Genomic DNA, 24,409 nt, shown 5'->3' on the forward strand with positions numbered 1-24,409 from the left:
GCAGACCCAGTAATTTGCCTGGCAGACCCATCAGGTCGGGGGTTCCACCCCCTGCACACCGGCCGAGAACCCCCCATTTGCCTGGCAGACCCACCAAATTGCTGGGTCTGCCAGGCAAATGGGGCGGGAGAGGGTCGGACGGGCCGGGCTATGGTCGGGACGTGGTGAGAGACGGGCATCGGGCGCGGGCGGACCGGCTGCAAGGGGCGACGGGCGCGCTGGCGACTGCGGCGCAGGCGGCGATGGAGGCCGAGCTGCCGTGGTTCGCGCAGTTGTCCGCGCAGGACCGGTCCTGGATCGGGCTGGTCGCGCAGTCCGGGATCTCCGCGTTCGTCGAGTGGTTCCGCGACCCCGAGGCGCACTCCTCGATGCCGACCCGGATCTTCGGCTCCGCGCCACGGGAGTTCACCCGGGTGATCTCGCTGCACCAGACCGTCGACCTGGTACGGACCACGATCGAGACCATCGAGAACACCATCGGCACACTGCTGCCGCCGGACGACGTACCGATCGTCCACGAGGCCATGCAGCGGTACGCGCGCGAGGTCGCGTTCGCCGCCGCCACCGTCTACGCGCAGGCCGCCGAGATGCGCGGCGCCTGGGACGCCCGCCTCGAGGCCCTGCTCGTCGACTCGGTGATCCGCGGCGAGACCGACGAATCCGTCCGGTCCCGCGCCTCCGCTCTCGGCTGGACCGGCGCCGTCGGGACGACGGGTTCTATCGCACCGAGCGGGGCCGAGGTCGCCGTGGTGGTCGGACGGGCGCCCGAGGCCGAGACGCCGGCGCCCGCGAACGGCAGCTCGAGCATCGTGGACATGGTCCGGCACGCCGCCCGCGAGGCCGGTGCTGACGCACTGTGTGCGATCCAGGGCGACCGCCTGGTGGTAGTACTGGGCGGTACAAGCAAACCTGTGGAGATCGTACAAAAGCTCGCTCGCTGGTTCGGACCCGGCCCGATCGTCGTCGGACCAGTCGTGAAGGACCTGATGTCGGCGGTCACCTCGGCCCGCGCGGCCGTCGCGGGGCTCCGCGCAGTCGCGGCCTGGCCGCGCGCCCCGCGACCCGTCGAGGCCGACGAACTGCTCCCGGAACGGTCACTCTCCGGAGACGGCCATGCCCGCCGGCAACTCGCCAACGAGGTCTACTCACCGCTCACCGCGGGCGATGGGGTCCTCCTCGACACCGTTTCGGCGTACCTGGACTCCGGCGGCTCGATCGAGGCGACGGCCCGGGCGCTGTACGTCCACGCCAATACCGTCCGGTACCGGCTGAAGCGTGTGGCGGACCTCACGGGCTACAACCCGCTGAACCCCCGCGACAGTTTCACACTGCGTGTCGCACTGACGTTGGGCCGCCTGCTCACTCCGGACGCGAGCAGCTCCGTTTTGTAGGATCTCCACAAAAGCGGGCCGGTAGAATTCGTGCTCGCCGTGCGGCTCCGCAGGGGCCTTGCTGAGGGAGAGTTGTCTCGTGCTCGTCATCGTCGCGCCCGGTCAGGGTGCCCAGACTCCAGGATTCCTCGAGCCGTGGCTGGCGGATCCCGTGTTCGAGAGCCGGCTGCACTGGCTCTCCGCGGTCGCCGGCCTCGACCTCGCCCACTACGGCACCGCAGCCGACGCCGACACGATCCGGGACACCGCGATCGCGCAGCCGCTGCTCGTCGCGTCCAGCATGCTCGCCGCGCTGGCGGTGTTCCCGCACCCGGCCGACGCCTTCGCCAAGGTCGGCGCGGTCGCCGGCCACAGCGTCGGTGAGCTCGCCGCCGCAGCCGGTACGGGTGTGCTGACCGCCGAGCAGGCGATGGTCCTGGTCCGCGAGCGAGGCAAGGCGATGGCCGCCGCGGCTGCGCTGACGCCGACGTCCATGACCGCAGTACTGGGCGGCGACCGGGACGAGGTCCTCGCGAAGCTTGCCGAGCACGGTCTGACCCCGGCGAACGACAACGGCCCCGGCCAGATCGTTGCCGCAGGCACCGTCGAGGAACTGGCCGCACTGGCCGCCGACCCGCCCGCGAAGGCGCGGCTGATTCCGCTGTCGGTCGCGGGTGCGTTCCACACGCGGCACATGGAGCCGGCCGTGCAGACGCTGGCGAAGTACGCGACCGCGGTCAGCACGCATGATCCGCGGACCCGCCTGATCTCGAACCGCGACGGTCACGTCGTCCACGACGGCCAGGATGTTCTGCAGCGGCTCGTCACCCAGGTGAACGCGCCGGTTCGCTGGGACCTGTGCATGCAGACCATGTCCGACCTCGAGGTCACCGGCATCCTGGAGCTGCCCCCGGCGGGCACGCTGACCGGGATCGCGCGCCGGGCGCTGAAGGGGGTCGAGACGTTCGCGCTGAAGACCCCGGACCAGCTCGACGATGCCCGCGCCTTCGTCGACAAGCACGGCAGCCCGTCCGAGATCGACGCCTCGCCGACCTGGCGACTGCTCGTCGCCCCGATCAAGGGCACCTTCACGCGCACCGTCGCCGTACGGCGCGAGACCGGGGAGACGGTCGAGGCCGGTGAGGTCGTGGCGAAGGTCGCGAGCCTGCGCGACGAGGTCGAGGTGACCGCACCGCACGGCGGCATCGTCGTCGAATGGCTCGCCGAAGAAGGCGACCCGGTCGCCCCTGGCCAGCCTCTCCTGCGTCTGCACCCGACAGAGGGCAACTGACATGATCACCGCATCGACCGGTTCGCAGTACGCAGGCATCCTCGGGATCGGGTCGTACCGGCCGCGGCGCGTGGTGCCGAACTCGGAGATCCTGGAGCAGATCGACTCCAGCGACGAGTGGATCCAGACCCGTTCCGGGATCAAGGAACGGCGCTGGGCCGGCGAGGACGAGACGGTCCTGATGATGTCGGTGAACGCGGCCAAGGACGCGATCGCCGAGTCCGGCATCGACCCGGCCGACATCGGCTGCGTGATCGTCTCGACCGTCACGCACCTGTACCAGACGCCCGCGATCGCGACCCGGGTCGCGGTCGAGGTGGGCGCCCCGACCGCCGCCGCGTTCGACATCTCCGCCGCCTGCGCAGGGTTCTGCTACGGCGTCGCGATGGCCAACGACCTGGTCCGCGGCGGCAGCGCGAAGTACGTGCTGGCGATCGGCGTCGAGCGGCTCAGCGACATCACCGACCGGACGGACCGCAGCACCGCGTTCATCTTCGCCGACGGCGCCGGCGCCGCGATCGTTGGTCCGGCCGACGAACCGGGGATCGGCCCGGTGGTGTGGGGCTCCGACGGCACGCAGCACCAGGTGATCAGCCAGAAGGAGTCCTGGCAGGAGGTGTTCGGCAGCTTCAACTGGCCGCACCTCACGATGGACGGCAACCCGGTGTTCCGGTGGGCTTCCTTCGAGATGGCCAAGACCGCGCAGCAGGCCCTGGACGTGGCCGGTGTGAAGGCCGAGCAGCTCGACCTGTTCGTACCGCACCAGGCGAACATGCGGATCACCGACGCCATGCGCCGGACGCTCAAGCTGCCCGACCACGTCAAGGTTGCCCGCGACATCGAGCGCCAGGGCAACACGTCGGCCGCGTCGATCCCGCTCGCGATCACCGCGATGCGCGACAACGGCGAGGCCAAGAGCGGCGACCTGGCGCTCATCATCGGCTTCGGGGCCGGGCTGGTCTACGCCGCCCAGGTCATCCGGCTGCCGTAGTCCATAGTTGTCCGGGGCGGCTCAGGTGGCCGAACCGGCAGTAAGTCAGCAGAAATCCGAAAGGGAACCAAGAAATGGCCAGCACCGAAGAGATCCGTTCCAGCCTCGCCGAGATCGTGAACGAGATCGCCGGCATCCCGGTCGAGGACGTCCAGCTGGACAAGTCCTTCACCGACGACCTCGACGTCGACTCGCTCTCCATGGTGGAGGTCGTGGTGGCCGCCGAGGAGAAGTTCGACGTGAAGATCCCCGACGACGAGGTCAAGAACCTGAAGACCGTCGGCGACGCGGTCGCGTTCATCGAGCGCGCCCAGAACGGCTGACCTCCGTCACCGTGCTGGCCAGGGTGCTCGTCGGGGCGCGTCCCCGATGAGCACCACGCCGGCGAACCGCAGTACCCACCCCTCGCTCCCAACCGCACAACGCTCCTGTGAAGGATGAGGTAACCATGTCGAAGACCCGAGTCGTCATCACTGGGCTCGGAGCCACGACCCCGCTCGGCGGCGACGTGGCCAGCTCCTGGGAAGGGCTGCTGGCAGGTCGCTCCGGCGCCCGGCGGCTGACCGACGAGTGGGCCCAGAACCTCTCGGTGCAGATCGCCGCACCGGCCGCGGTCGAGCCGACCGAGGTCATCGAGCGGGTCAAGGCCCGTCGCCTCGACCGGACGGCGCAACTCGCCGTGGTCGCCGCCCGCGAGGCCTGGGCCGACTCCGGCCTCGAGGACTCCGGGCTGGACAAGGAGCGGCTCGGTGTCGCGGTGGCCTCCGGGATCGGTGGCCTGCACACCACCCTGTCGAACTACGACGCCCTGCAGTCCAACCCGCGCCGGGTGTCGCCGCTGGCGATCCCGATGCTGATGCCGAACTCGTCGGCCGCGTACGTCAGCCTGGAGTTCGGCGCGAAGGCCGGCGTGCACACCCCGGTCTCGGCCTGTGCCTCCGGCAACGAGGCGATCTGGCTCGGCCTGGACCAGATCCGGCTCGGCCGCGCGGACGTGGTCGTCGCTGGTGGCGCCGAGGGGTCGATCATGGCGCTGCCGCTGGCTGCGTTCGCGATGATGCAGGCGCTCAGCAAGCGCAACGACGACCCGGAGAAGGCGTCGCGTCCGTGGGACGTGGACCGGGACGGCTTCCTGCTCGGCGAGGGCGCGGGCATCCTGATCCTGGAGTCGTACGAGCACGCCAAGGCGCGCGGCGCGAAGATCTACGCCGAGCTCGCCGGCGCGGGTATCTCCGCGGACGGGCACGACATCGCCCAGCCGGACCCGACCGGTTCGGGTGCGCGGCGCGCGATGGAGCGGGCGCTGTCCGAGGGCGACCTGACCCCGGCGGACATCTTCCACGTCAACGCGCACGCCACCTCGACGCCGCAGGGCGACATCGCCGAGTCGATCGCGATCCGGCAGGCGCTCGGCAAGGAGGCCGATCACGCGATCGCCACCGCGCCGAAGTCGATGATCGGTCACCTGCTCGGCGGCGCCGGAGCGGTCGAGTCGGTCGCCACCGTACTCGCCGTGCACCACCGGATCTCGCCGCCGACCATCAACGTCGACAAGCTCGACGACCAGATCGATCTGGACGTCGCTACCGAGCAGCGCAAACTGCCCGACGGCGACATCGCGGCCCTGAACAACTCCTTCGGCTTCGGCGGCCACAACGCCGCCATCGCCTTCAAGTCGGTGTAGCCGGATGACCATCGCCCCGGCGAAACCCGCGAAACTGCCGAGGGAGCAGGACCCCCGGAATCCGGTCACCCGGCTGACGAACCTGCTCGACCCCGGCAGTCTCGAGCTGATCACCCCTGACAACCTGTCGGGGATGATCGCGGCTCGTGGGACGATCGCCGGGGCCTCCGTGGTCGCGTTCTGCTCCGACGCCACCGTGATGGGTGGGGCGATGGGCGACGAAGGCTGCGACGTCGTCGTGCAGGCGTACGAGGTCGCACGCCAGGATCAGGTGCCGATCATCGGCTTGTGGCACTCCGGCGGCGCCCGGCTGGCCGAGGGCGTACTGAGCCTGCACGCCGTCGGCAAGATCTTCTACGCGATGACGCAGGCGTCCGGGAAGATCCCGCAGCTGTCCGTCGTGCTCGGCCCGGCGGCGGGCGGTGCGGCGTACGGCCCGGCGCTCACCGACATCGTCATCCTCGGTCCTGAGGGCCGGATCTTCGTCACCGGACCGGACGTGGTCCGCTCGGTCACCGGTGAGGACGTGGACATGCTCCGGCTCGGTGGACCCGAGCCGCACGGCCGGCGCTCCGGCGTCGTCCACATCACCACGGACAGCGAAGCGGCAGCGGTCGAACAGGCGCGCCGGCTGACCGACCTGCTCGCGAACCAGGGGTCGATGTCCGCAGACCTCCCGGACACCGACCTGTCCGGATTCCTGCCCGAGTCGGCGAAACGGGCGTACGACGTGCATCCGCTGGTCGGCGGGGTGCTCGACGACGACGCTGTGTCTGCACCGGTCGAACTGCACCAGCGCTGGGCGCCGAACATCGTCACCACGCTCGGCCGGCTCGGCGGACGGACGGTCGGCGTGATCGCCAACAATCCGCTCCGGCTGGGTGGTTGCCTCGACGCACTCTCCGCGGAGAAGGCGTCCCGGTTCGTCCGGATGTGCGACGCGTTCGGCGTACCGCTCGTCGTACTGGTCGACGTCCCCGGATACCTGCCCGGCGTCGGACAGGAATGGGACGGTGTCGTACGGCGCGGCGCGAAGCTGCTGCACGCGTTCGCCGAGGCCGTCGTACCGCGCGTGACGCTGGTGACTCGCAAGACGTACGGCGGCGCGTACATCGCCATGAACGCGCGCTCACTGGGCGCCACCCGCGTCTTCGCGTGGCCGCGGGCCGAGGTGGCCGTGATGGGCGCGGTGGCGGCCGTACGGGTCCTGCACCGGCGCCGGCTGGCCGAGGTCGATCCCGAACTACGGCCGCAGGTCGAGGCCGAGCTCGCCGCCGAACACGAGAAGATTGCCGGCGGCATCGACCGCGCCCGCGAGCTCGGCGTCGTCGACGAGATCGTCGAACCCACCCGAACCCGTACTGCCCTGGCCACCGCGCTGGCCACCGCCTTGGCCGCGGCCGACGGCCCGATCCGCGGAGCCCACGGCAACATCCCGCTCTGAAACCGCTGGACACACACGAAGGGCGCGAACCCTGAGGTTCGCGCCCTTCACGTGGTGCGGCCGCTGTTGTTGACAACCACCGGGGGTGTCCCGACACCCGGTGGCCCAGCGGCCACGGCCCCTCCCACCCTTGTAGTACGTCTGATGCTCAGTCTCATCGAAAAGTTCGGGGAAGTCCCTGGCTTTCACAGGTTTCTTCTGAACTTCTCAGGAGATGCTTAGACAACCTGGTGGAGCCAGCGGACCGGGGCGCCGTCGCCGGCGTAGCGGAAGGGCTCGAGTTCGTCGTCCCAGGGGCGGCCGAGGAGGCGCTCGACCTCCTCGGTCAGGTCGGCCTCGCCGGCGGCCGCCTTCAGCATGGCCGCCTTCAGCCGCTCCTCCGGCACCATGATGTCGCCGTGGACGCCGGTGGTCGCGTGGTAGATGCCGAGTTCGGGCGTGAACGAGTACCGCTCACCTTCGGCGCCGTTGCTCGGCTCCTCGGTGACCTCGAACCGCAGCTTCTGCCAGCCGCGCAGGGCGGATGCCAGCTTGGCCGCGGTGCCGGCCTCGGCCTGCCAGGACAGCTCGGCCCGGTACGTGCCCTGGGCCGCCGGTTGCGGCGTCCAGTCCAGCTTCACGGGCACGCCAAGGATGCCGCCCGCGGCCCATTCGACATGCGGGCACAACGCTGACGGCACCGTGTGGACGTACAGAACGCCACGAGTTGTCGCCACCGGGACCTCCTGTGCTCGAGGGGCGCCTTCCCCAGCGTTCTCGAACAATCTTGTCGGTCTCGGTGTGTTCAGTCCCTCAGGGCATCACAAGACGACCCGCGAAACTTTGGTCCATCTTGCATCACCACCCCCGTAAACACCAGTAACCTCGCCGTGTCAACTACATCCCGTCGACATCACCGCCGTGTCGCGACCTACGGGAAGCGGGTGGCGAGGGCGATGCAGGCGCCGGCGGCGGCGAGCGTGAAGAGCATCGCGATGCCGGCGTACCGGGCGGTGATCTCCTTGTCGACCTCGTCGTAGCCGACCGAGGAGCCGATGTCCTTGTAGACGTCCTTCAGCTCGCCCGCGGACTCGGCCGTGTAGGCCTCACCACCGCTGATCTCGGCGATGCTGCGCAGCTCGGCGCGGTCCGGTGGTACCCGCTGCCGGATGCCGTCCATCTCGATGAAGCCGGAGTCGGTGCCGAAGCAGATCGTGTAGACCGGGGTCTTCTTGGCCTTCGCCTCCTGCGCACCTTCCTGCGCGGTACGGCCGACCGTCCGCTTGCCGTCCGACAGCATCACGATCCGCGCCGGGGCCGGGTCGTTCGGGTGCGCGGGGTCCGGGGGCACTTGGGTGAGCGCCTGCAGCGAGGTGAAGATGCCCTCACCGGTCGCGGTCGACTCGGCCAGCTCCAGGCCGTCGATCGAGCGGTCCACGGTGGAGCGGTCGGTGGTCGGCGGCACGATGATCGAGGCCGTGCCGGCGAAGTTGACCAGCGACACGTTGAACTTGGCCGGCAGGTTGTTGACGAACTCCTTCGCCGACTCCTTCGCCGCCTCGAGCCGGTTCGGCTCGATGTCGGTGGCCATCATCGACAGCGAGACGTCGATCGCGACCACGATCGTGGCCCGTTCCCGCGGCACCTTGACCTTGTCCTTGGGCTGCGCGAACGCCACGATGCAGGACAGCGCGCCGAGCAGCGCCAGCCCGACGGCGACGTGCCGGCGCCATTGCGGGCGCCGCGGGGCCACCCGGTCGAGCAGCGCGATGTTGGTGAAGCGCAGCGCGTACTGCGAGCGGCGGTGCTGGAGAAAGAGGTAGCCCGCGAGGATCAACGGGATGAGCAGCAGGAACCACAGTCTGGCCGGAGACAGGAACTCCATCAGCGAGCCACTCCCTTCGGCGGTTGGTGCAGGCGGGGCGCGACCCGCCGGTAGGCGAGTACGAACCGCACGGTGTCGGCGACCCAGTCGCGGTCGGTCCGCAGCACGAGATGTCCCGCACCTACCCTACGCAGGGCGGCCCGGGTTCGTTCCCGCTGTGCGAGAGCGGCCACTCCGAACGCCTCCCGGACCTTGCGGCGCCGGGTGTCGATCTCCCGGACCTGACCGGTCTCCGGGTCACCGATCGTGACCACGCCGATGTTCGGCAGCTCCAGCTCGCGCGGGTCGACGATCTCGACCGCGAGCACTTGATGCTGGGCGGTCAGCTTGCGCATCGCCCGCTCCCAGGACGGCTCGACCTGACTCGCCACCTCGCCGTCCTCGGGGGTGAGGAAGTCGGACACGACCACCCGCAGGCCGCGCTTGCGCTGCGTCCGGGCCATCGACTCCAGCGCGGCCGCCAGGTCGCTGCGATGCGCCTCCTCGCTCTCACTGAACTGCTCGGCGAGCAGCGCGCGGAGCAACCCGTACAGCGCCAGGCGTCCGGACCGGGCCGGCCAGCGACGCAGCGCCGAGTCGCGGAGCATCAGCCCGCCGAACCGGTCACCGAGGCGATGGGTCAGGAACCCGACAGTGGCGACCGCCGCGACCGCGAGCTCGCGCTTCTCGATCGTCGACGTACCGAAGTCCATCGAGCCGGACAGGTCGACGAGCGCCCAGGTCTCCAGCTCACGGTCCGCGATCAGGTCGCGGACGTGCGGCATCGTGGTCCGCGCGGTGACCGCCCAGTCCATCCGCCGTACGTCGTCGCCCACCTGGTACGCACGCGCCTCCGCGAGCTCGGTGCCGGGGCCCGGCAACAGCCCGAGGTGCTCGCCGTGCAGGTAGCCCTCGAGCCGCCGTACGACGGTCAGCTCCAGCCGCCGCAGCGCACGCTCAGGAGCGAGCTGCGAGATCGTCATCGCAGCCCGCGGATCCGGTCGGTTGGGCACTACACGAACTCCGGGCGGCCGGAGCCGTCGTTGCCGTCGCGCCAGACCGGCTGCGGCGGTGGGACGGTGGCCAGGATGCGTTCGATCACGGCGCGCGGGTCGATGTTGTCCGCGACCGCGTCGAAGGTCAGGCCGAGACGGTGACCCATGACGTCCAGCGCGACTGTCTGGATGTCGCTCGGCAGCAGGTAGTCACGGCCGTGGATCAGCGCGAGGGCGCGGCCGGCGGCGATCAGACCGAGGGTCGCGCGCGGGCTGACACCGAGCTCGATGATCGGCTCCAGGTCGGGCAGGTGGAAGTCGGTCGGCGTCCGGGTCGCCATCACCAGGCGGACGGCGTACTCCGCGACCAGGTTGTGGACGAACACCTGCTCCGCGGACCGCTGCAGCTCGAGGATGGTCTCCGGCTTCAGCACCTGGCGCGGCTCCGGCGGGTCGACGCTCATCCGGCGGAGGATCTCGAACTCCTCGTGCCCTCGCGGGTGCGGTACGTCGATCTTCACCAGGAAGCGGTCGCGCTGCGCCTCCGGCAGCGGGTAGACGCCCTCGGACTCGATCGGGTTCTGGGTGGCGATCACGATGAACGGCTTCGGCATCGGGAACGTCTGACCGCCGATCGACACCTGCCGCTCGGCCATCAGCTCCAGCATCGCGGACTGCACCTTGGCCGGCGCGCGGTTCACCTCGTCGGCGAGCACGAAGTTCACGAAGGTCGGGCCGAGCTCGATGTCGAACGTCTCGCGGGTCTGCCGGTAGATCCGGGTGCCGACGATGTCGGACGGGACCAGGTCCGGGGTGAACTGGATCCGGGCGAACGTACCGCCGACCACGGAGGCGAAGGTCCGGACGGCGAGCGTCTTCGCGACGCCGGGGACGCCCTCGAGCAGGCAGTGACCCTGCGCGAGCAGCGACACCATCAGGGTCTCGACCATGTGCTCCTGGCCGACGATCACCCGCTTGACCTCACCGATGGCCTCGCCGATCAGCCGGGACTGCTGGGCCACCGTTCCCGCCGGCACCGTGGTTTCGGTCATGCCTGTCCTTCCGGGGCCCGCGCGCGAGCCATGTCAAACACCGTCATTCCCCACTTCGCAACACCGGCCATTCCATCAGATCCCCGGGTCCAGCGGCCCAAGGGTCCCGTCCCATCCTGCCCCCCGCCCCCAAATCCCGCGCCCCCGCGCCGCGCCGCGCGCCGCCCCCGCGCCGCGCCGGATGCCGGTCGCACTTTGTGCACGAGGTCCGTACGGCGCGTGCGTCGTCGTACGGATCTGGTGCACAAGGTCGCTCAGCAGGAGCGGCGGCGACAGTGCTACCGGGGATGTGGTGGGATTGGGGTGATGACCGCGACCGAATCCCAGACCGAGGTGCAGCCGGAGGACCGGCCTGCCCTGGAGATTCCGGACGCCCTGCCGCTGCAGCCGGAGGACCCGCCGCGGGTCGGCGAGTTCTGGCTCCGCGGCCGGCTCGGGGCGAACGCGGCCGGTTTCCTGTACACCGCCAGCGCCGAGGACGGCCGGGACGCCATCGTCGCGATGATGACCGAGGGCTCCGCCGACGACGCGGCCGCCCGCGAACGGTTCGTGAACGCCGTCGACGACCTGCCGGTGGACGCCGTACTGGCGCACAACGGCTCCGACGACGACGATCTCGCGCTGTGGGCCGCGATCGGGCCGATCCGGACCGCCGACGGCTCCAGCGCGGCCTCCGACGAGCGGCTGATCGCGGAGCGCCGCGGCGAGGAGATCCTGTCCGCGGTCCTGATGGACCGGATCCCGCAGACCGGCAAGCTCCGCGGACCCGACTTCCGGCACTACTGGGAGAACCGGCGGCGCCCCGGCCTGTTCCGGATCTGGCCGCTGCCGTGGCCGAGCGCGCTACGACCGGCGTCCCGATGGTCGCTGGCGCTGGCGCTGCTGACGATGGCCGTGATCATGGCGCTTGCGGTCTTCCTGGCCTGGTTGCTGTTCCGGCACGCCGCGCCGCTGGAGCCCGAGCCGGTGATCCCGACCCCGAGCGGCACCACGACGGTGACAGTCACGCCGACCACTCCGCCGCCGGGGTCGGGCTCCCCCACCACCGTCGGACCGACGGTCACCAGGCCCACCACCATCAACCCGACCGAGACGCCGCCGACCGGCACGCCGCCGACGCCCACCGATCCGGGCGACAAGTTCTAACGCGTCCGCAGGGCTGTTCAGGAAGTCGCGGGGCTGTTCAGGGCGTCGCGGGGCTGCCGGGCGTGCTCGGGCTGTTCAGGGCGTCGCCGGGCTGCCGGGCGTGCTCGGGCTGTTGCGCTGCCTGGTTCTGGCCAGAGCGATCAGGCCGAGCAGGCTGATGACGGCCCAGCTGCCCTCGAGGAGCAGGAAGCCCCAGGACAGCTGCACGGCCGCGATCGTTGCCAGCACCCCCGATCCGAGCAGGTTCAGGACCTGGTATGTGACCGTACGCTGGTGCAGCCGTCCGGCCTGAGCGGCCGCGAACGCGATCAGAATGGTGATCGCACCAACGATCTCGAGCACATCGAGCGCATGCATGAGGACGCCCCCTCCTGGAGGGTAAGGCGTCGTCTTGTCCGTCCGGGTACGGCGCCGCTCGTCCGGGGAACCCGCCGAAGCACGGGCTCCTAGATGGAGGATAGCAACCGGACGAGCCCGGGATCCTTCCACAGCCGTTCGGGGACGGGCTGCCTGACGAGCGCTGCGTCGGCGCGGATCTCGGCCGGCGAGGACGCCGCGATCAGTACGGACGTGACCGCCGGATGCCTGCTGGGAAAGGCGAGGGCCGCCTGCGGCAACGAGACGCCGTACTGCTCGCAGACCGCGGAGATCCGCCGCGCCTGCACGGTGTCGGCCTGCAGCACCAGTACGCCGGCCACGATCGCGGACACGCCCCGCGCGAGGCAGTGATCGAGGAGCGGGAGCGCTTGCTGGTCGAGCAGCGAGTACTGGCTTGTCAGCAGTACACAGTCCAGGTCGACGTACTGGATCAGCCGATCGAGTTCACGCCAGTCGTCGGACACTGCGCCGACCACCTTGATCACACCGTCGCGGCGCATCCGGTCGAGTACGGGGTACGCCGTCTCGTCATGCGTCGGCGCGAACACCAGGTCGACCGCGAGCCCGAGCCGTTCGCTGCTCGCGCGGATCGAGGCCTCCGGGTCGTCGCCCACCAGTTTGGTCGACAGCAGGAACTCGCCTCGCGGCCGCGGCTGTAGCGCCATACCCAGTCGTTGTTCCGAGGGGCTGTACGCCGGTGAGGTGTCGAAGAAGCGGATGCCTGCCTGGTACGCCGCATCGACCGTGGCGATCGCGGTCTCGTCCGACAGCTCGGCCAGATGTGAGCCGCCGAGGCCGAACCGCGGCGGGCGGAACCGGACCGTCGACCGCGGGGCGAGAACGTGGCTCGGTGCAGCCATCGCACTCACCTCCGCAGGTCGACTACCTCCAGGATCACGGCTCGGCGCCTTCTTCGCACCTCGAACTCAGCCCCCGCACCTGCGCGGCCGTACCTCAGCGACCCGGCGTCAGAGGTCCGGGGGCAGCGGTCCGGGGGCAGGGTCCCGGGGGTCAGCGGTCCCGGGGTCAGCGGCTGAGGTGTCGGCCGCTGAGGTGCCAGCCGCTGGGGTGCCAGCGGCTGGGGGTCAGCGGCCGCAGGTCAGCGGCCGGAGGTGTAGAGCGTCTTGACCTCCTCGTCGGTGAGCGCGCGGTCGTACAGGTGGACCTGGTCGACCGTCCCGTCCAGGTAGTCGACGGGGTTGCCGCCGAACTTGGCGCGACCGATGACCGTGTTACCGGTCGAGCCGGCGTCCAGCGAGCAGGCCGCTTTGGTCGCGACGAGTTGCCCGTCGACGTACAGCCTCAACTCGCCCTTCACCACATCGCGGACGCCGGTCACGTGGTACCACTGCCCCGGGTTCGGCTTGGTCGGCGCCAGTGCGCGGACACCCGGGAAGCTCATCGCGAACCGCTCGTCCTGGCCCGAGTACTGCAGGAAGAACGCGCTGTCCCGGTCGCCGTCCTGGCTCACGAACGTCTGGAACGATCCGTCCGCCTTGTTCAGCTTCACCCAGGCGCTGGCGCTGTAATTCTTGCCGGTATCGAGCAGCGCCGCACCCGTGTCGACGTACTGCCCTGATCCGTTCAGCGCAACGCCTTGACCGTTCTTGCCCTCGGCGAAGATCGCACCGCCCTGGAGCGTGGCGTCATTGTTGCCGACGGCATCTTCCCCGGTCCCGTCCAGCGGATAGAAGTGGATCCCGTCCGCGCCCGGTGTCCCCGGTCCCGGATCCGGCGTCCCACTCCCGCTGCCGTTCGCATTGTCAACAATCTGCTTGTTGATTGTCCGCACCTGGGCGAAGTCCATCTTCGGCACCCGGCGGTCGTAGGTGAAGAAGCCGTTCAGCTCCCCCTCGACGTCGGTGATCTGGGTGTAGACCGAGCCGCTGATCCCGCACTGGGCCGCCGATCTCAGTACGTCGGTCTGGTTCTCGACGTACCGGCGGGTGAGCGTCGCCGAGTCCGGCTCCATCTCGTACGCCGATCCGTCGCCGAACCACATGTGATCCGGGACCTTCAGCCCGAACCCACCGTGCTCGCCGTCGACGGCTGCCCTGTCGCCGGTCGGCATCGTGGTCGCCGGTCCGAGGTACGCGTGATAGTCGAGGATGTTGCCGCGCCCGGAGTCGCCGTGCGAGTTGCAGCAGTTCACGCCACTGTGGGCGTTCACCAGCCGCGACGGGTCCTGCGCAGCCACCGAGTCCGCAACCTGCCCGGTCTCGGTCCGGTCCCACTCACCCCAGCCCTCGTTGAACGGGACCCAAACCGTGATCGAGGTGAAGCTCTTGTGCTCCTCGACCATCTCGTGCAGCTCGGACTTCCACTGGGTCCGCCAGGGCTCGGGCATCGCGTCGGTCTTGGTCGCCGGCATGTCCTGCCAGACCATCAGACCGAGCTTGTCGGCCCAGTAGTACCAGCGATCCGGCTCCACCTTGATGTGCTTGCGGACCGTGTTGAACCCGAGTTCCTTGTGCTGCTCGAGATCGAAGCGCAGCGCCGCGTCGGTCGGCGCGGTGTTCAGCCCGTCCGGCCAGAAGCCCTGGTCAAGCGTCGACAGGTTGAACAGGATCTTGCCGTTGAGCGCCATCCGAAGCTTGCCGTCGGCCCCTTTCTGCAGGCCGACCTGGCGCATCCCCGCGTACGAACCGACCTGGTCGACCACCTTGCCCCGATCGAGCAGCCGCACCTTCAGGTCGTACAGGAACGGATGATCCGGGGACCAGGTCTTCGGGTGCGGGATCTTCAACCCCAGTTCGGTGTTCGCCTTGCCCAGTACTTTGCCGACAATCCGATTGTTGTCGTACGCCGTGACCTCGACGTCGTTGCCCGCGGGCCCGGTCGTCGTGGCGTTCACCTTCAGGGTCTGGTTCGGCAGGTCCGGTGTCGTCTGCAGGCGGCTGATCGACGCCGTGTTCACGGGCTCCATCCAGACGGTCCGCCAGATCCCCGAGCTGCCCTGGTAGAAGATGCCGTGGTCGCCGACCTCACGCTGCTTGCCGATCGGCTGGTACGTCTCGTCGGTCAGGTCCTCGGCCCAGACGATCAGCTCCTGTGGGCCTTTCGCGTGCAGGGCACTCGTCACGTCCACGTCGAAACCGTCGTACCCGCCGCGGTGCGTCGCGACCTGGCGGCCGTTCACCCACACCTTCGCGTCGTAGTCGACCGCGCCGAAGTGCAGCAGGAGTTGCTTGCCCTTCCAGTTGTTCGGCACCTCGAAGGTGCGGCGGTACCACATCCGGTCCTCGTGCTTCTGCAGACCGGACAGGGCCGACTCGATCGGGTACGGGACGAGGACCTTCTCGCCGAGCGTACGGCCGATCGGCGGCTGCTCGTCCGGCGCGGCGGCGGACCATTCCCAGAGGCCGTTGAGATTGCGCCATTCGGGGCGGGTCAGCTGTGGTCGCGGGTACTCCGGAAGCGCGTTCGTCGGCGAGACGTCGGCGGTCCAGGGCGTCGTCAAGGGCGGCGTGCCGACGTGCCAGTCCGGCGCTGCCTGGACCTGGCCGGCGGGGACGACCGCGGCCGAAGCCACCAGGGCCACGGCCGCAAGGATCTTGAGCATGGGCATGTCCTTTCGGGGCGGAAAGGTGCCGTTGGTGGGCTCGCTACGCTCGCCTACGGCCCACCCATGACAACGCTCTCACCACAAAAGCGCAAGAGCTCGCGCACGATCAAACATTGACGCAGACCGGGCTCGGCGTACTGAAGTCGCCCGTCTGCGTCAGAGCACCGGTGGTCCGATCCACCCTGAACGTCGTGACGTTGTTCGACTTCTGATTCGCGACGAACAGCAGTCCACCGGTCGGGTCGAACGCGGCGTGCCGCGGCCAGTCGCCGCCGCAACTCGGCGTACCGATCGGCTCGAGGCCGGCACCGTCGGTCCTGAAGATCGCGACGCTGTTGTGCCCGCGGTTGGTCACGTACACGAACCGCCCGTCCGCGGACATCAGTACCTCACCCGGGTAGTTCTGCGGTCCGGTCGGCGCCGTGGGCAGTGTGGAGAGCGGCGTGAGGACGCCGTCGGCGTACCCGCAGATCGTCACGGTGCTGTTCAGTTCGTCGGCGACGTATGCGTACTGCCCGGACGGATGCAGGACCAGATGTCGCGGACCGGTGCCGGTCGCGAGTTTCGCCTGGTGCTGCAGGGTGAGCTTTCCGGTTGCGAGCGTGTACGCGTACAGCGAGTCGGTGCCGAGATCGACCGCGAGTACGTATTCACCGGCCTGTACGACCTGGTGCGCGTGCGGCGCGGACCCCTCGTGCTTCACGAGATCAGTTTGTTGCCCGAGGCTACCGTCCGGGTTGATCGGGTGCACCGCGATGTCGCCGGATCCGTAGTTCGCGGTCAGTTGATGGTCGCCGATCTTGGCGAGATGACAGGGGCCGGATCCCTTGGTGGGTTGACGATTCAGCATCCGCGGGGACGCCGAGATGTCGATCGCCGTGACGGCGCCGGCATCCTGCTCGTTCACCGCGTACAGGAAGTTGCCCTCGCGGATCACGAAGGACGGGTCCGGTACGTCGATCGTCCCGGTCTTCGTGATCCGGCCCTCGGCGTCGTACCTCGCGATACCGATGCCGTCGCCGTACGTCCCGAGATACATCGTGCCGCCCACGCCTGATCCCTCACGACGTAAGGGCTCCTGGGTGATGCGGTGGTGGATCGGGACGATCGCCGCACTGAAGCCGAGGAGCGCCCGGCGGGTCAGGCTCACGCCGCCACCGGGACGCTGACCCACGCCGGATCGCCGGCCGGCGAGCTGAAGGTCACCGTGGAGCCGACCACGCTCCGTCCGAGGTAGCGCGGATCCACGGTGTCGACAATGAGTACGAGATGGTGCCCGGCCGGCACCTCCCAGCTCGTCGCCTCCAGTTGTACGTCAATCGGGACCGCCCGTCCGGGCGTCGCGCCGCGCAACGTGTAGGGCTTGTGCGTGATCAGCGAGCCGACTCCGAGCGCGTCGACGTCGTACAGGTACGCGAACAGCGACGTACTCGCCGCTGAGGGCTTCACAGTGACGTGCAACTTCGGCGCACCGTTCACGACCGTCTTCTGATCGACGGCCGGCCCCGACCAGACTCCCGCGAACGACCTGCTCACCAGCGGCGTCACCACCCCGGTCGGGATTGTCAACAATCCTTGCAGCGCACCGGAGACCAGTGCGACTCCGCTGTCCGCGACCGTCGGTACGCCGGCGCCGATCGACCGGCTCCATCCGCTCTGCTCCTTGCCCTGCAGCGCACCCGCCTTGGTCAGGTACGACGTGTGCTCCTGGCCGACCGCCGCCCAACTCGAGTAGCCGCGCCACGTGCCACGCTGCGACTTCACCTGCACCGGCGCCTCCCGATCAGCGCCATTGTCCGCACCGGTGAGGTAGTGCCGCAACCAGCCGGCGAGCTCGTCCCAAGTCTCGTTCGGCAGCCCGACCGCCCCGCTCGCCTCTGGCGTGGCGTGATCGCCGTGCGCCAGCAGCAACCGCTTCGGTGTGGTCAGCCTGGTGAAGAAGTCCGTGTACTGCGAGGGCGGGAAGATCGAGTCCTCGAACGCATTCGCCAGGAACACCGCCGGATTGTTCGCGTTCAGATTGTCGACCATCGTCGCCGCCGACCGCACCGGCGACAGCTGCTTGGCCTCCGCGATCGCGCCGTCGAAGTCACCGGTGACGAACTTCGTCTGCAATGCCGCCATCTCTGGCCCGGGCCGCCCGGTGACGTTGCCCAGGGCAAGCAGACCGGCGACGGCCTGGAGCGCGACCGTGTCGTTCGGGTCCAGCGAGCGGATCAAGTCCGCCCAGCCGCTCATCGCACCGACGGCCTTGATCCGCGGGTCCTTCGCCGCCGCGAGCAGTGACGTACCGGCGCCGTACGAGATCCCCACCGCCGCGACCCGGCTGGTGTCGGCGGACGTGTGCTGAGCGGCCCAGTCGATGACCTTGCTGACATCGGCGACCGTCGGCGGTCCGGCGATGTCGATCCCGCCGCCGGTGTCCCAGAATCCACGGCTGGAGTACGAGATCACCTGGAACCCGGCTGTCGCGAGCTTCGCTCCCTGCCCGACGTACTCGACGTTCGGCACACCCCAACTCGACGGCATCACCACAAGCGGGAACGGCCCGTCACCCTGCCCGGTCGGCGTCAGGACGACCGCCCCGATCCCGATCCCGTCGGCGCCGGGGATGCGCTCGTACGACGTACTGAAGCCGGCGGCAACCTGACTGGCATCTGCCCGTGGACCTGCTGCCACGAGAGCGAACGCGACAGTCAGGGCAACGGCAAGAGCGGCGGCAAGTCGGCGCACTGGAGACCTCCGGCATCGGGAACTACCGGAGAGTAACCACAAACCTTCGCCTGTGTCACTACCTCGGCACGGTGTGTACCGGATCAACCCCGGTTGCGTCGACCGACCACGCCCACAGCCGCTGCGCGAGCTCAGGGTCCTGTGCGGCGCGGCTCGGCAACACGAGCGTTGGCGTACCGCGGTACTCGAGGAAGCTCGGACCGACGAACGACCCGGGCGGCAGATCGGCGTACGTCGCCGCATACAGGCTCGGCCACGCGCCGGCCGCGGCGGACTGCGCCACCAGCCGAGTCGCAAGGCGCCAGGCCTGCGCCTGGAGGGCGCGACCCGCGAGCTCGGGACCAGCGGCCTGCAGGTGGGTCGAGGCGTACCCGGGGTGTGCGCCGACGCTGATGACGTCCGCGCCCGCGGCCCGGAGGCGGCGGTCGAGCTCGAACAGGAAGAGCAGATTGGCCAGCTTCGACTTCCCGTACGACTCCCACTTGCGGTAGCTGCCGGCCGGCCGCCGCAGGTCGCCTTCACCGATGCCACGAACGGTCCTGTGCATAAAGGAGCTGACTGTCACAACGCGACTCGAAGGCGTCTTCAGCAGCAGCGGCAACAATCGGCCGGTGAGCGCGAAGTGCCCGAGATGATTCGTACCGAGCTGGAGCTCGAACCCGTCGACGGTCTGCCGGTACGGCGGAGCCATCACGCCGGCGTTGTTGATCAGCAGGTCCAGGCCGTCGTACTGCCCGCTGACCTCGTCGGCCGCGCGCTGCACGCTGGCCAGGTCGGCCAGGTCCAGCTCCAGCACCGTCGGCGCCCGCCCACCCCTCTGGGTCAGCGTTTCCGCTGCCTGCGCGGCCTTTTCGGGGTTGCGCGCGGCAACTATCACGTCGGCGCCGTGTCTGAGCAGTTCCAGCGCGGTCTCGTACCCGAGCCCGCTGGTGGCACCCGTGACGAGCGCCCGTCGTCCGGTGAGGTCGGGAATGTCCGCCGTACTCCAGGTCATGCGCCCACAGTAGTGGTGGGCGCACGACCTGGTTGTTGCTGACCTTACGGAAGGATCTTGCGGGCCTTGAACGCGTCGGTCACCGTTTGCGCGGCAGCCTTGCCGTACAGCAGCCGAGCAGCCTGGACGGTGTCCTGGGCCGCGCCGGCGAACGAGGTGTCGGGGTCGTAGAAGAACGTCGCCTCGAGGATCAGCTTGTTCGCCTTCGTCCGGCCGAGCGACTGGTGGATGTCCCAGAGCGCCCGCGACCAGATCTCACCGTCGTCGTGCACCTCACCGTCGATGTCGTCGGTCGTCTTGGTGCCGTCCGTACGGCGCAGGCAGTGCGGCTCGTCGCTCGTGTACGACGTCGCGTCCCAGTCCATCACGCACGGCAGCTCGAAGCCCTTGCTGACCGGGATCGAGTTCGTGACGGCCCAGTAGTCGCCGAAGCCTTCACCGATCGCGCCGGCCTGCTCGGACTCGCCGAAGCCCGGTACGACATCGTCCTGGATCGCGTGCCCGTACTCGTGCCAGATCACCTCGGCGTCCTCGGCGTCGTCGACCCCACCCTCACCGGTGGTGATCATGTCCGTCGACGGGTCGTAGAACGAGTTGTCGCCTGCATACGTATCCACGCTGAAGTCCTGCGACTCGTTGTTGACGTCGGTGAACCCGAGCTTCTGGATGTACTCCTGCGTCTGGTTGATGTGGTAGTACACCATCACCTGCTCGAACTTCTCGTTCGCGCGCTGGTAGACGAAGGTGTTCGTCTTGCTCTGGGCGATCCCGCCCTTCGCCTCCTTGATGTTGACGAAGGAGCCGTTCAGCTTCCCGGAACCGTCCAGGTTGCGCAGGATCACGTTCTTCTGGGCGAGGAACAGCGCATCCTGGTTCTTGTCGTTCTGGTCGGTCAGCTTCTCGTTCTGCTCGCTGACCACCGGGTTCGGGTCGAACACCGATCCGCGGCCGTCGATGTTGTCGCTGATCACCTTCGACTCGACGACACTGCCGGTCTTCGCATCCACCAGCGACCGGCTGACACCTTCGGTCGAGCGGCTCGTGACGTTCCAGACCAGGCGAGCATTCGGCCCACCGATCACCGCGAGCTGCGCGGCACCACTGGTCGCAGCCGGCTGCCGTACAAGACTCTTGTTCGGCCCCGCGGCCCGCCGCGCCCGAGCAGTCACCGTCGCGTTAGCAGTCTGCGTAGCAGCCGCGGGCGTGGTAGCCGCACTCACATCCAGATTCGCCGGCACGGCATCCCGCCCGTCCGCGACCTCTACGGCCCCACCCTTGGCCACATGCTTCGCGTAGTACCCGTTGACAACCGGCAAGCCCTTGAACGTCTGCTGATACCAATAATGCGTACCAAGCAACGACGTCTTCGTCTTCACCAGCTTCAGCCCGTCCGGATCCCCCCGCACCCCCTCCGGCGCAGCCCCCGCAGCACTGGTGAACGACAACCCCATCGAAACCGTCGCCACCCCAGCCACAACACCCAACAGCACCTTGCGCCGTCCGGCCATAAGACCCCTCCCAATCTCATCCTACGTAACCCAACCATCACAGCCAGTCCGGACCCTAGTTCCCTCCCCCACGCCCTGTGAAGCACCCAACCGCGACGCCTCACCCCGCAAGGGAAAACCCCCACCCACGGCCCGCCAACGTCCAGCCCAAGGCCTTGAACATGGACGTCGCACTCGCACGAAGTGCCCAGATGACTGATGGTCCATCACGGCTACGAACAGCAGATGTCGATGTCGACGCGGCTATCGCGGGTTCTGCAACTTCTCTAGTGCGCGAATTCGCTCCGAGACTCGGGGCTGCCCGGACAGTAAATCGTTGCGGATGGTGTTTGCTGTCAGTCCTTTTCCACCCTCAGTTGCCTGCCATCCGTAGAAGACCTCGATCAATTTCGGTCCGTATCCAAACTCTGCGGCAGCACGATCTGCCTCCCGTTCGGTCCACCTACCCAGCCAAGCCATGAGCGGAATCGCCAGCAGAATCAGCAAGTACAACGACGGCTGGACGATGCTCTCGTGGAAGATGAGCATCGAGATGAAGACCCCGAGATACATGAGAAGGAGGATCCCGCCGATCAAGCATCCAAGAGCCGGCACGGCCCGGAACAGCTTTCCCAACAGCCGGAGCACCGCCAAGATCATGCGCGCAGGTAAGGAGTACCAGAATCCAAGGAGACTGAGCCACGCTCGACCTCTGAGATGGTGTGTGAGCTCATGCGCCAGCACCGCCTCGAGATGGCTCGGCGGAAGGGTGTAGAGCGACCAGTGTGTCACTGCGACCGTGTGTCCAGCCGTCGGTGGGCCCGTAATGTCAGCGGCCTCTTGGATCCACAATGCGAACGGCCGGTCTGCCACACCGAAGCGCGCCACGACGGCGTTCCAAATCGGCCCGAGGCGGGCTTCTTCCACATTCGTTGGCCGACGTAGGCGGAAGGCAATCCTCGCCAGGAAGTCTTCGACAGGCCTCAAGAGGACAACCCCTCCTGACAGCAGCCAGACCAGCACTGCAATCCACGTGCCTGCCTCGAGGTCGAAGAAGAACCCGCAGGCCCAATAGATACAGGCGAAGCTGAGAAGTAGCCAGCCGAGAGCCGGAACCAGATCTGCGTACCGCGTGAGTGGTGTCCGCCCGGGGGTCTCTGAAGGCAACTGCCGCGGACGATGCATATGCGGCGATCGCGGACCTGCCGGAAGATTGCTGTGGCTCGACACCTCCGGCGATCGACGATCGGGAGTGCCGTCGTCGGCTCTGCGGCGTGGGTCAGGCAGAGGACCACTGCCGGAACTATTCACCGAACGTTCCTTTCACGCAGACGGACCGAAGAGCCGCAACTACAGATCGCACAGACCACATCGCGAACCGCGCCGGTGCGCTTAGTAGACAGAGACATGGACATGGTCGTAGTGGCCGCCGGTCGCGCTTGTCGTGTCGTAGATGCCACCACCGTCATATGCCTTCCACTGTCCCGTGCGAGCTGACCAGATCTTGCCGTACCAGATCACATAATGCACACCGGTTCGCGCAGCGTTCTGTACCGCCCAGTTCGCGATGCGATCGCCGTTCGCACGAGCAGGCGACGACTGTCGGGCGTCGGTGCCCACAAAGACATCACACGCTCTTCCCTTCGGGTGATCACTCGTCGGATTCCAAGCATGGGCGTCCCAGCAACCCATGCTGAGGGCACCGAGTGCGGCGCGCGCCTGGCTGATCCACGCAGCCATGCGCGGTGTCACCTGGCCACCAGTCCCGCTCGGGTCCGTCACTGTCGCTTCCTCTGGTGGCCAGACTCCATTGATCGGCTTTCCGGAAATAAGCCCACCTCCGCAGTCATCAGCATCGTCGGATGTGACCACGCCTTCATCGCCGCCTGGCTTTGCTCCGGCCCGTCCCGCATAGGGATCACCGCTCCGGGTGAGGTCGATCCCGGCAAGTGTTGCGATCGTTCGTGCGGCTGTCTCCTGCTTCGCATAAGCAAACGGGTAACCAGATCGCTGAACCGCCTGGGCGGCGTCGTTGTATGACATAGACGGCCATCCGTCTATGTCAACCAATCCAGGCGGACTAGGCGGGTTAGAACCCCCGAAGAAGGCGTCAGCGGAATATGTTGGATCCATGATGTCCTCAGCAGTCCCCCACCCGGTGGATGGCCGCTGCTGAAACAGGCCCAACGAATCTCGATCACCCCCTGTCAGGTTCTGAAGCTGCGACTCCTGCAATGCGGTCATCAAAGCCACCAAAGTAGCTTGGCCAGGTAATCCACGTTTCTTTGCGACGTCATCGATCAGTTTTGCGAAGGCAACCTGGTTGGCGCGCAGCGATCCGTTCCCTTCGGATCCATCGTCACCCATGCCAACTCCCGGCGGGCAAGCTGCAACCACCTGGCTGCCGCTCGTCCCAAACGGAACAAGCATCAGTAGGCTCACTAGGGCAAGCAGTGCAACGATTCCGCCGACCTTGATCACCCAACTTCGGCGAGCAACCAGACCGACAGCCCTGGAGAGATCGCTGTCGTCGTACACGTCACCCTCCGCGCTTGATCATGGTCCGGTCCCACCGTCTACATCACTAATGACCCAGCCGTTTCCCTGCGCAACCACTGTGACCAACAGCGGAACCGTTATGCGCCCGGGCTTGCTCCCTGTGATGTCGACCACGACGGTGACAAATCTGCTGATCCGTCCCGCAGTATCCACCGGAGCCGAATTCGGTTTCGGTGCTCCGACGGTCGCCGAAAACACCCTCGATGAGCCCTTTTGTGCCTTCAACGCTTCATAGGTCGAATCACCTTGCGCGATAAAGCTGGTCACGAGATCGCTGGTCATGTACTGCGCTGCGTCCTCTACAAAGTCTGCATACGTCCGCGTACCTGGCGTCCTTGTGTAGAACTGTTTCGCCCACCTGCCGACCACGTCATTCGCGCTGGCCGTTGCCGACGGATTCGGCTGTAGCATCACAGGCGGCGGCGTGGTATCCCGAGTCTCGGAAGCCGATGGCGTCGGCAAGGGCGTTGAATCCACGCTGGTCGGCAAGGGAAGTGGCCCGGCCGGAGTCAGGATGCCAACCGGCGATCCAGTTGCTTCTTCACGCCCAAGGAGCCTCGGCAACCCCCCACCGATCCCCAAGATGATGATGACAAGAAGGACCACGACGACGAGCACACTGGCCGGGCTCACTGGCTCCGCCCTGCGTCGATCACGCAGCCAGGCCATGCGTTGACCCTGGTCCTCGCGACGCCAAGCCTTCTTCGCTCGGCGGCGATCCCGCCGACCTAGCTCGCCAAAGTCATCAGGATATTCGTAATCGGTCCGTACCAGATCACGCCAATTCTCTGGAGGCTCAGGTCCATCGTGGCGAGGCTGTTCAGCCTGACGTCCGGAAGAATGACTACCGGATCGCTCGACCGAATCCTTCCGCTTC

21 protein-coding genes and 1 riboswitch are annotated in these 24,409 nt (G+C 67.9%); of the genes, 7 read left to right on the forward strand and 14 right to left on the reverse strand.

The features are described 5' to 3' along the window. Window positions 1–161 precede the first annotated feature (161 nt). From ACGFI6_RS00225 to ACGFI6_RS00250, 6 genes are all read left to right on the forward strand, one after another. On the forward strand, window positions 162–1,391 hold the full coding sequence (locus ACGFI6_RS00225) for a PucR family transcriptional regulator (protein WP_393113831.1): 1,230 nt from the start codon (window positions 162–164) through the stop codon (window positions 1,389–1,391). Window positions 1,392–1,470: 79 nt separating this feature from the next. After that, window positions 1,471–2,661, forward strand: a complete 1,191-nt coding sequence (locus tag ACGFI6_RS00230) for an acyltransferase domain-containing protein (RefSeq protein ID WP_393113833.1) — start codon at window positions 1,471–1,473, stop codon at window positions 2,659–2,661. 1 nt (window position 2,662) lies between these two features. Then, window positions 2,663–3,652: a beta-ketoacyl-ACP synthase III gene (locus ACGFI6_RS00235; protein WP_393113835.1), complete on the forward strand. Its 990-nt coding sequence runs from the start codon at window positions 2,663–2,665 to the stop codon at window positions 3,650–3,652. Window positions 3,653–3,726: 74 nt separating this feature from the next. Then, window positions 3,727–3,975, forward strand: a complete 249-nt coding sequence (locus tag ACGFI6_RS00240; protein ID WP_130380551.1) for an acyl carrier protein — start codon at window positions 3,727–3,729, stop codon at window positions 3,973–3,975. Window positions 3,976–4,100: 125 nt separating this feature from the next. Then, window positions 4,101–5,336 (forward strand): beta-ketoacyl-ACP synthase II, encoded by a 1,236-nt coding sequence (fabF, locus tag ACGFI6_RS00245; RefSeq protein ID WP_393113838.1) that lies wholly within the window; start codon window positions 4,101–4,103, stop codon window positions 5,334–5,336. 4 nt (window positions 5,337–5,340) lie between these two features. Next, window positions 5,341–6,780 carry a carboxyl transferase domain-containing protein gene (locus ACGFI6_RS00250; protein ID WP_393113840.1) on the forward strand — a complete coding sequence of 480 codons (1,440 nt, stop codon included), beginning with the start codon at window positions 5,341–5,343 and terminating at the stop codon, window positions 6,778–6,780. A gap of 218 nt (window positions 6,781–6,998) precedes the next feature. Here the strand turns inward: ACGFI6_RS00250 and ACGFI6_RS00255 are convergent, their stop codons facing one another. From ACGFI6_RS00255 to ACGFI6_RS00270, 4 genes are all read right to left on the reverse strand, one after another. Continuing rightward, on the reverse strand, window positions 6,999–7,496 hold the full coding sequence (locus tag ACGFI6_RS00255) for a DUF3145 domain-containing protein (protein WP_393113842.1): 498 nt from the start codon (window positions 7,494–7,496) through the stop codon (window positions 6,999–7,001). A gap of 194 nt (window positions 7,497–7,690) precedes the next feature. Then, entirely contained in the window at window positions 7,691–8,644 is a 954-nt protein-coding gene (locus ACGFI6_RS00260; protein ID WP_393113844.1) for a VWA domain-containing protein, read from the reverse strand. After that, entirely contained in the window at window positions 8,644–9,606 is a 963-nt protein-coding gene (locus tag ACGFI6_RS00265; RefSeq protein WP_393115733.1) for a DUF58 domain-containing protein, read from the reverse strand. Before ACGFI6_RS00265 ends, ACGFI6_RS00260 begins: the two co-directional genes overlap by 1 nt. Before the next feature lie 29 nt (window positions 9,607–9,635). Then, window positions 9,636–10,670 carry an AAA family ATPase gene (locus tag ACGFI6_RS00270; RefSeq protein WP_393113846.1) on the reverse strand — a complete coding sequence of 345 codons (1,035 nt, stop codon included), beginning with the start codon at window positions 10,668–10,670 and terminating at the stop codon, window positions 9,636–9,638. Window positions 10,671–10,976: 306 nt separating this feature from the next. Between ACGFI6_RS00270 and ACGFI6_RS00275 the strand changes: the two genes are divergently transcribed. Beyond that, window positions 10,977–11,816, forward strand: coding sequence for a hypothetical protein (locus tag ACGFI6_RS00275; RefSeq protein ID WP_393113848.1), 840 nt, complete (start codon window positions 10,977–10,979; stop codon window positions 11,814–11,816). A gap of 75 nt (window positions 11,817–11,891) precedes the next feature. Here ACGFI6_RS00275 and ACGFI6_RS00280 read toward each other — a convergent pair whose 3' ends face one another. The 10 genes from ACGFI6_RS00280 to ACGFI6_RS00325 all read right to left on the reverse strand — a co-directional run bounded on the left by ACGFI6_RS00280 (window position 11,892) and on the right by ACGFI6_RS00325 (window position 24,201). Further along, the gene (locus ACGFI6_RS00280) at window positions 11,892–12,173 is read right to left on the reverse strand and encodes a hypothetical protein (RefSeq protein WP_393113850.1); all 282 of its coding nucleotides are present in this window, start codon (window positions 12,171–12,173) and stop codon (window positions 11,892–11,894) included. A 23-nt stretch (window positions 12,174–12,196) separates the two neighbouring features. After that, a riboswitch (guanidine-III (ykkC-III) riboswitch) is annotated at window positions 12,197–12,265 on the reverse strand. Next, a complete protein-coding gene (locus ACGFI6_RS00285) occupies window positions 12,263–13,054 on the reverse strand; it encodes an aldo/keto reductase (RefSeq protein ID WP_393113852.1) in 792 nt (263 codons plus the stop codon). Its footprint overlaps the riboswitch before it by 3 nt. Before the next feature lie 239 nt (window positions 13,055–13,293). Continuing rightward, complete coding sequence (locus ACGFI6_RS00290) at window positions 13,294–15,756, reverse strand: LamG-like jellyroll fold domain-containing protein (protein ID WP_393113853.1); 2,463 nt, start codon at window positions 15,754–15,756, stop codon at window positions 13,294–13,296. A gap of 109 nt (window positions 15,757–15,865) precedes the next feature. Next, a complete protein-coding gene (locus tag ACGFI6_RS00295; protein ID WP_393113855.1) occupies window positions 15,866–16,909 on the reverse strand; it encodes a lactonase family protein in 1,044 nt (347 codons plus the stop codon). Beyond that, window positions 16,906–18,492 carry a CocE/NonD family hydrolase gene (locus tag ACGFI6_RS00300; RefSeq protein WP_393113857.1) on the reverse strand — a complete coding sequence of 529 codons (1,587 nt, stop codon included), beginning with the start codon at window positions 18,490–18,492 and terminating at the stop codon, window positions 16,906–16,908. Before ACGFI6_RS00300 ends, ACGFI6_RS00295 begins: the two co-directional genes overlap by 4 nt. A gap of 58 nt (window positions 18,493–18,550) precedes the next feature. Beyond that, a complete protein-coding gene (locus ACGFI6_RS00305) occupies window positions 18,551–19,486 on the reverse strand; it encodes an oxidoreductase (protein WP_393113859.1) in 936 nt (311 codons plus the stop codon). Window positions 19,487–19,530: 44 nt separating this feature from the next. Beyond that, entirely contained in the window at window positions 19,531–20,952 is a 1,422-nt protein-coding gene (locus tag ACGFI6_RS00310) for a M4 family metallopeptidase (protein WP_393113862.1), read from the reverse strand. Window positions 20,953–21,237: 285 nt separating this feature from the next. After that, the gene (locus ACGFI6_RS00315; protein WP_393113864.1) at window positions 21,238–22,140 is read right to left on the reverse strand and encodes a M48 family metalloprotease; all 903 of its coding nucleotides are present in this window, start codon (window positions 22,138–22,140) and stop codon (window positions 21,238–21,240) included. 225 nt (window positions 22,141–22,365) lie between these two features. Further along, entirely contained in the window at window positions 22,366–23,511 is a 1,146-nt protein-coding gene (locus tag ACGFI6_RS00320) for a hypothetical protein (protein WP_393113866.1), read from the reverse strand. 18 nt (window positions 23,512–23,529) lie between these two features. Next, complete coding sequence (locus tag ACGFI6_RS00325; RefSeq protein WP_393113868.1) at window positions 23,530–24,201, reverse strand: hypothetical protein; 672 nt, start codon at window positions 24,199–24,201, stop codon at window positions 23,530–23,532. Between the last annotated feature and the right edge of the window lie 208 nt (window positions 24,202–24,409).

The sequence above is a fragment of the Kribbella sp. NPDC048928 genome, assembly GCF_043197975.1.
Lineage (GTDB): Bacteria > Actinomycetota > Actinomycetes > Propionibacteriales > Kribbellaceae > Kribbella.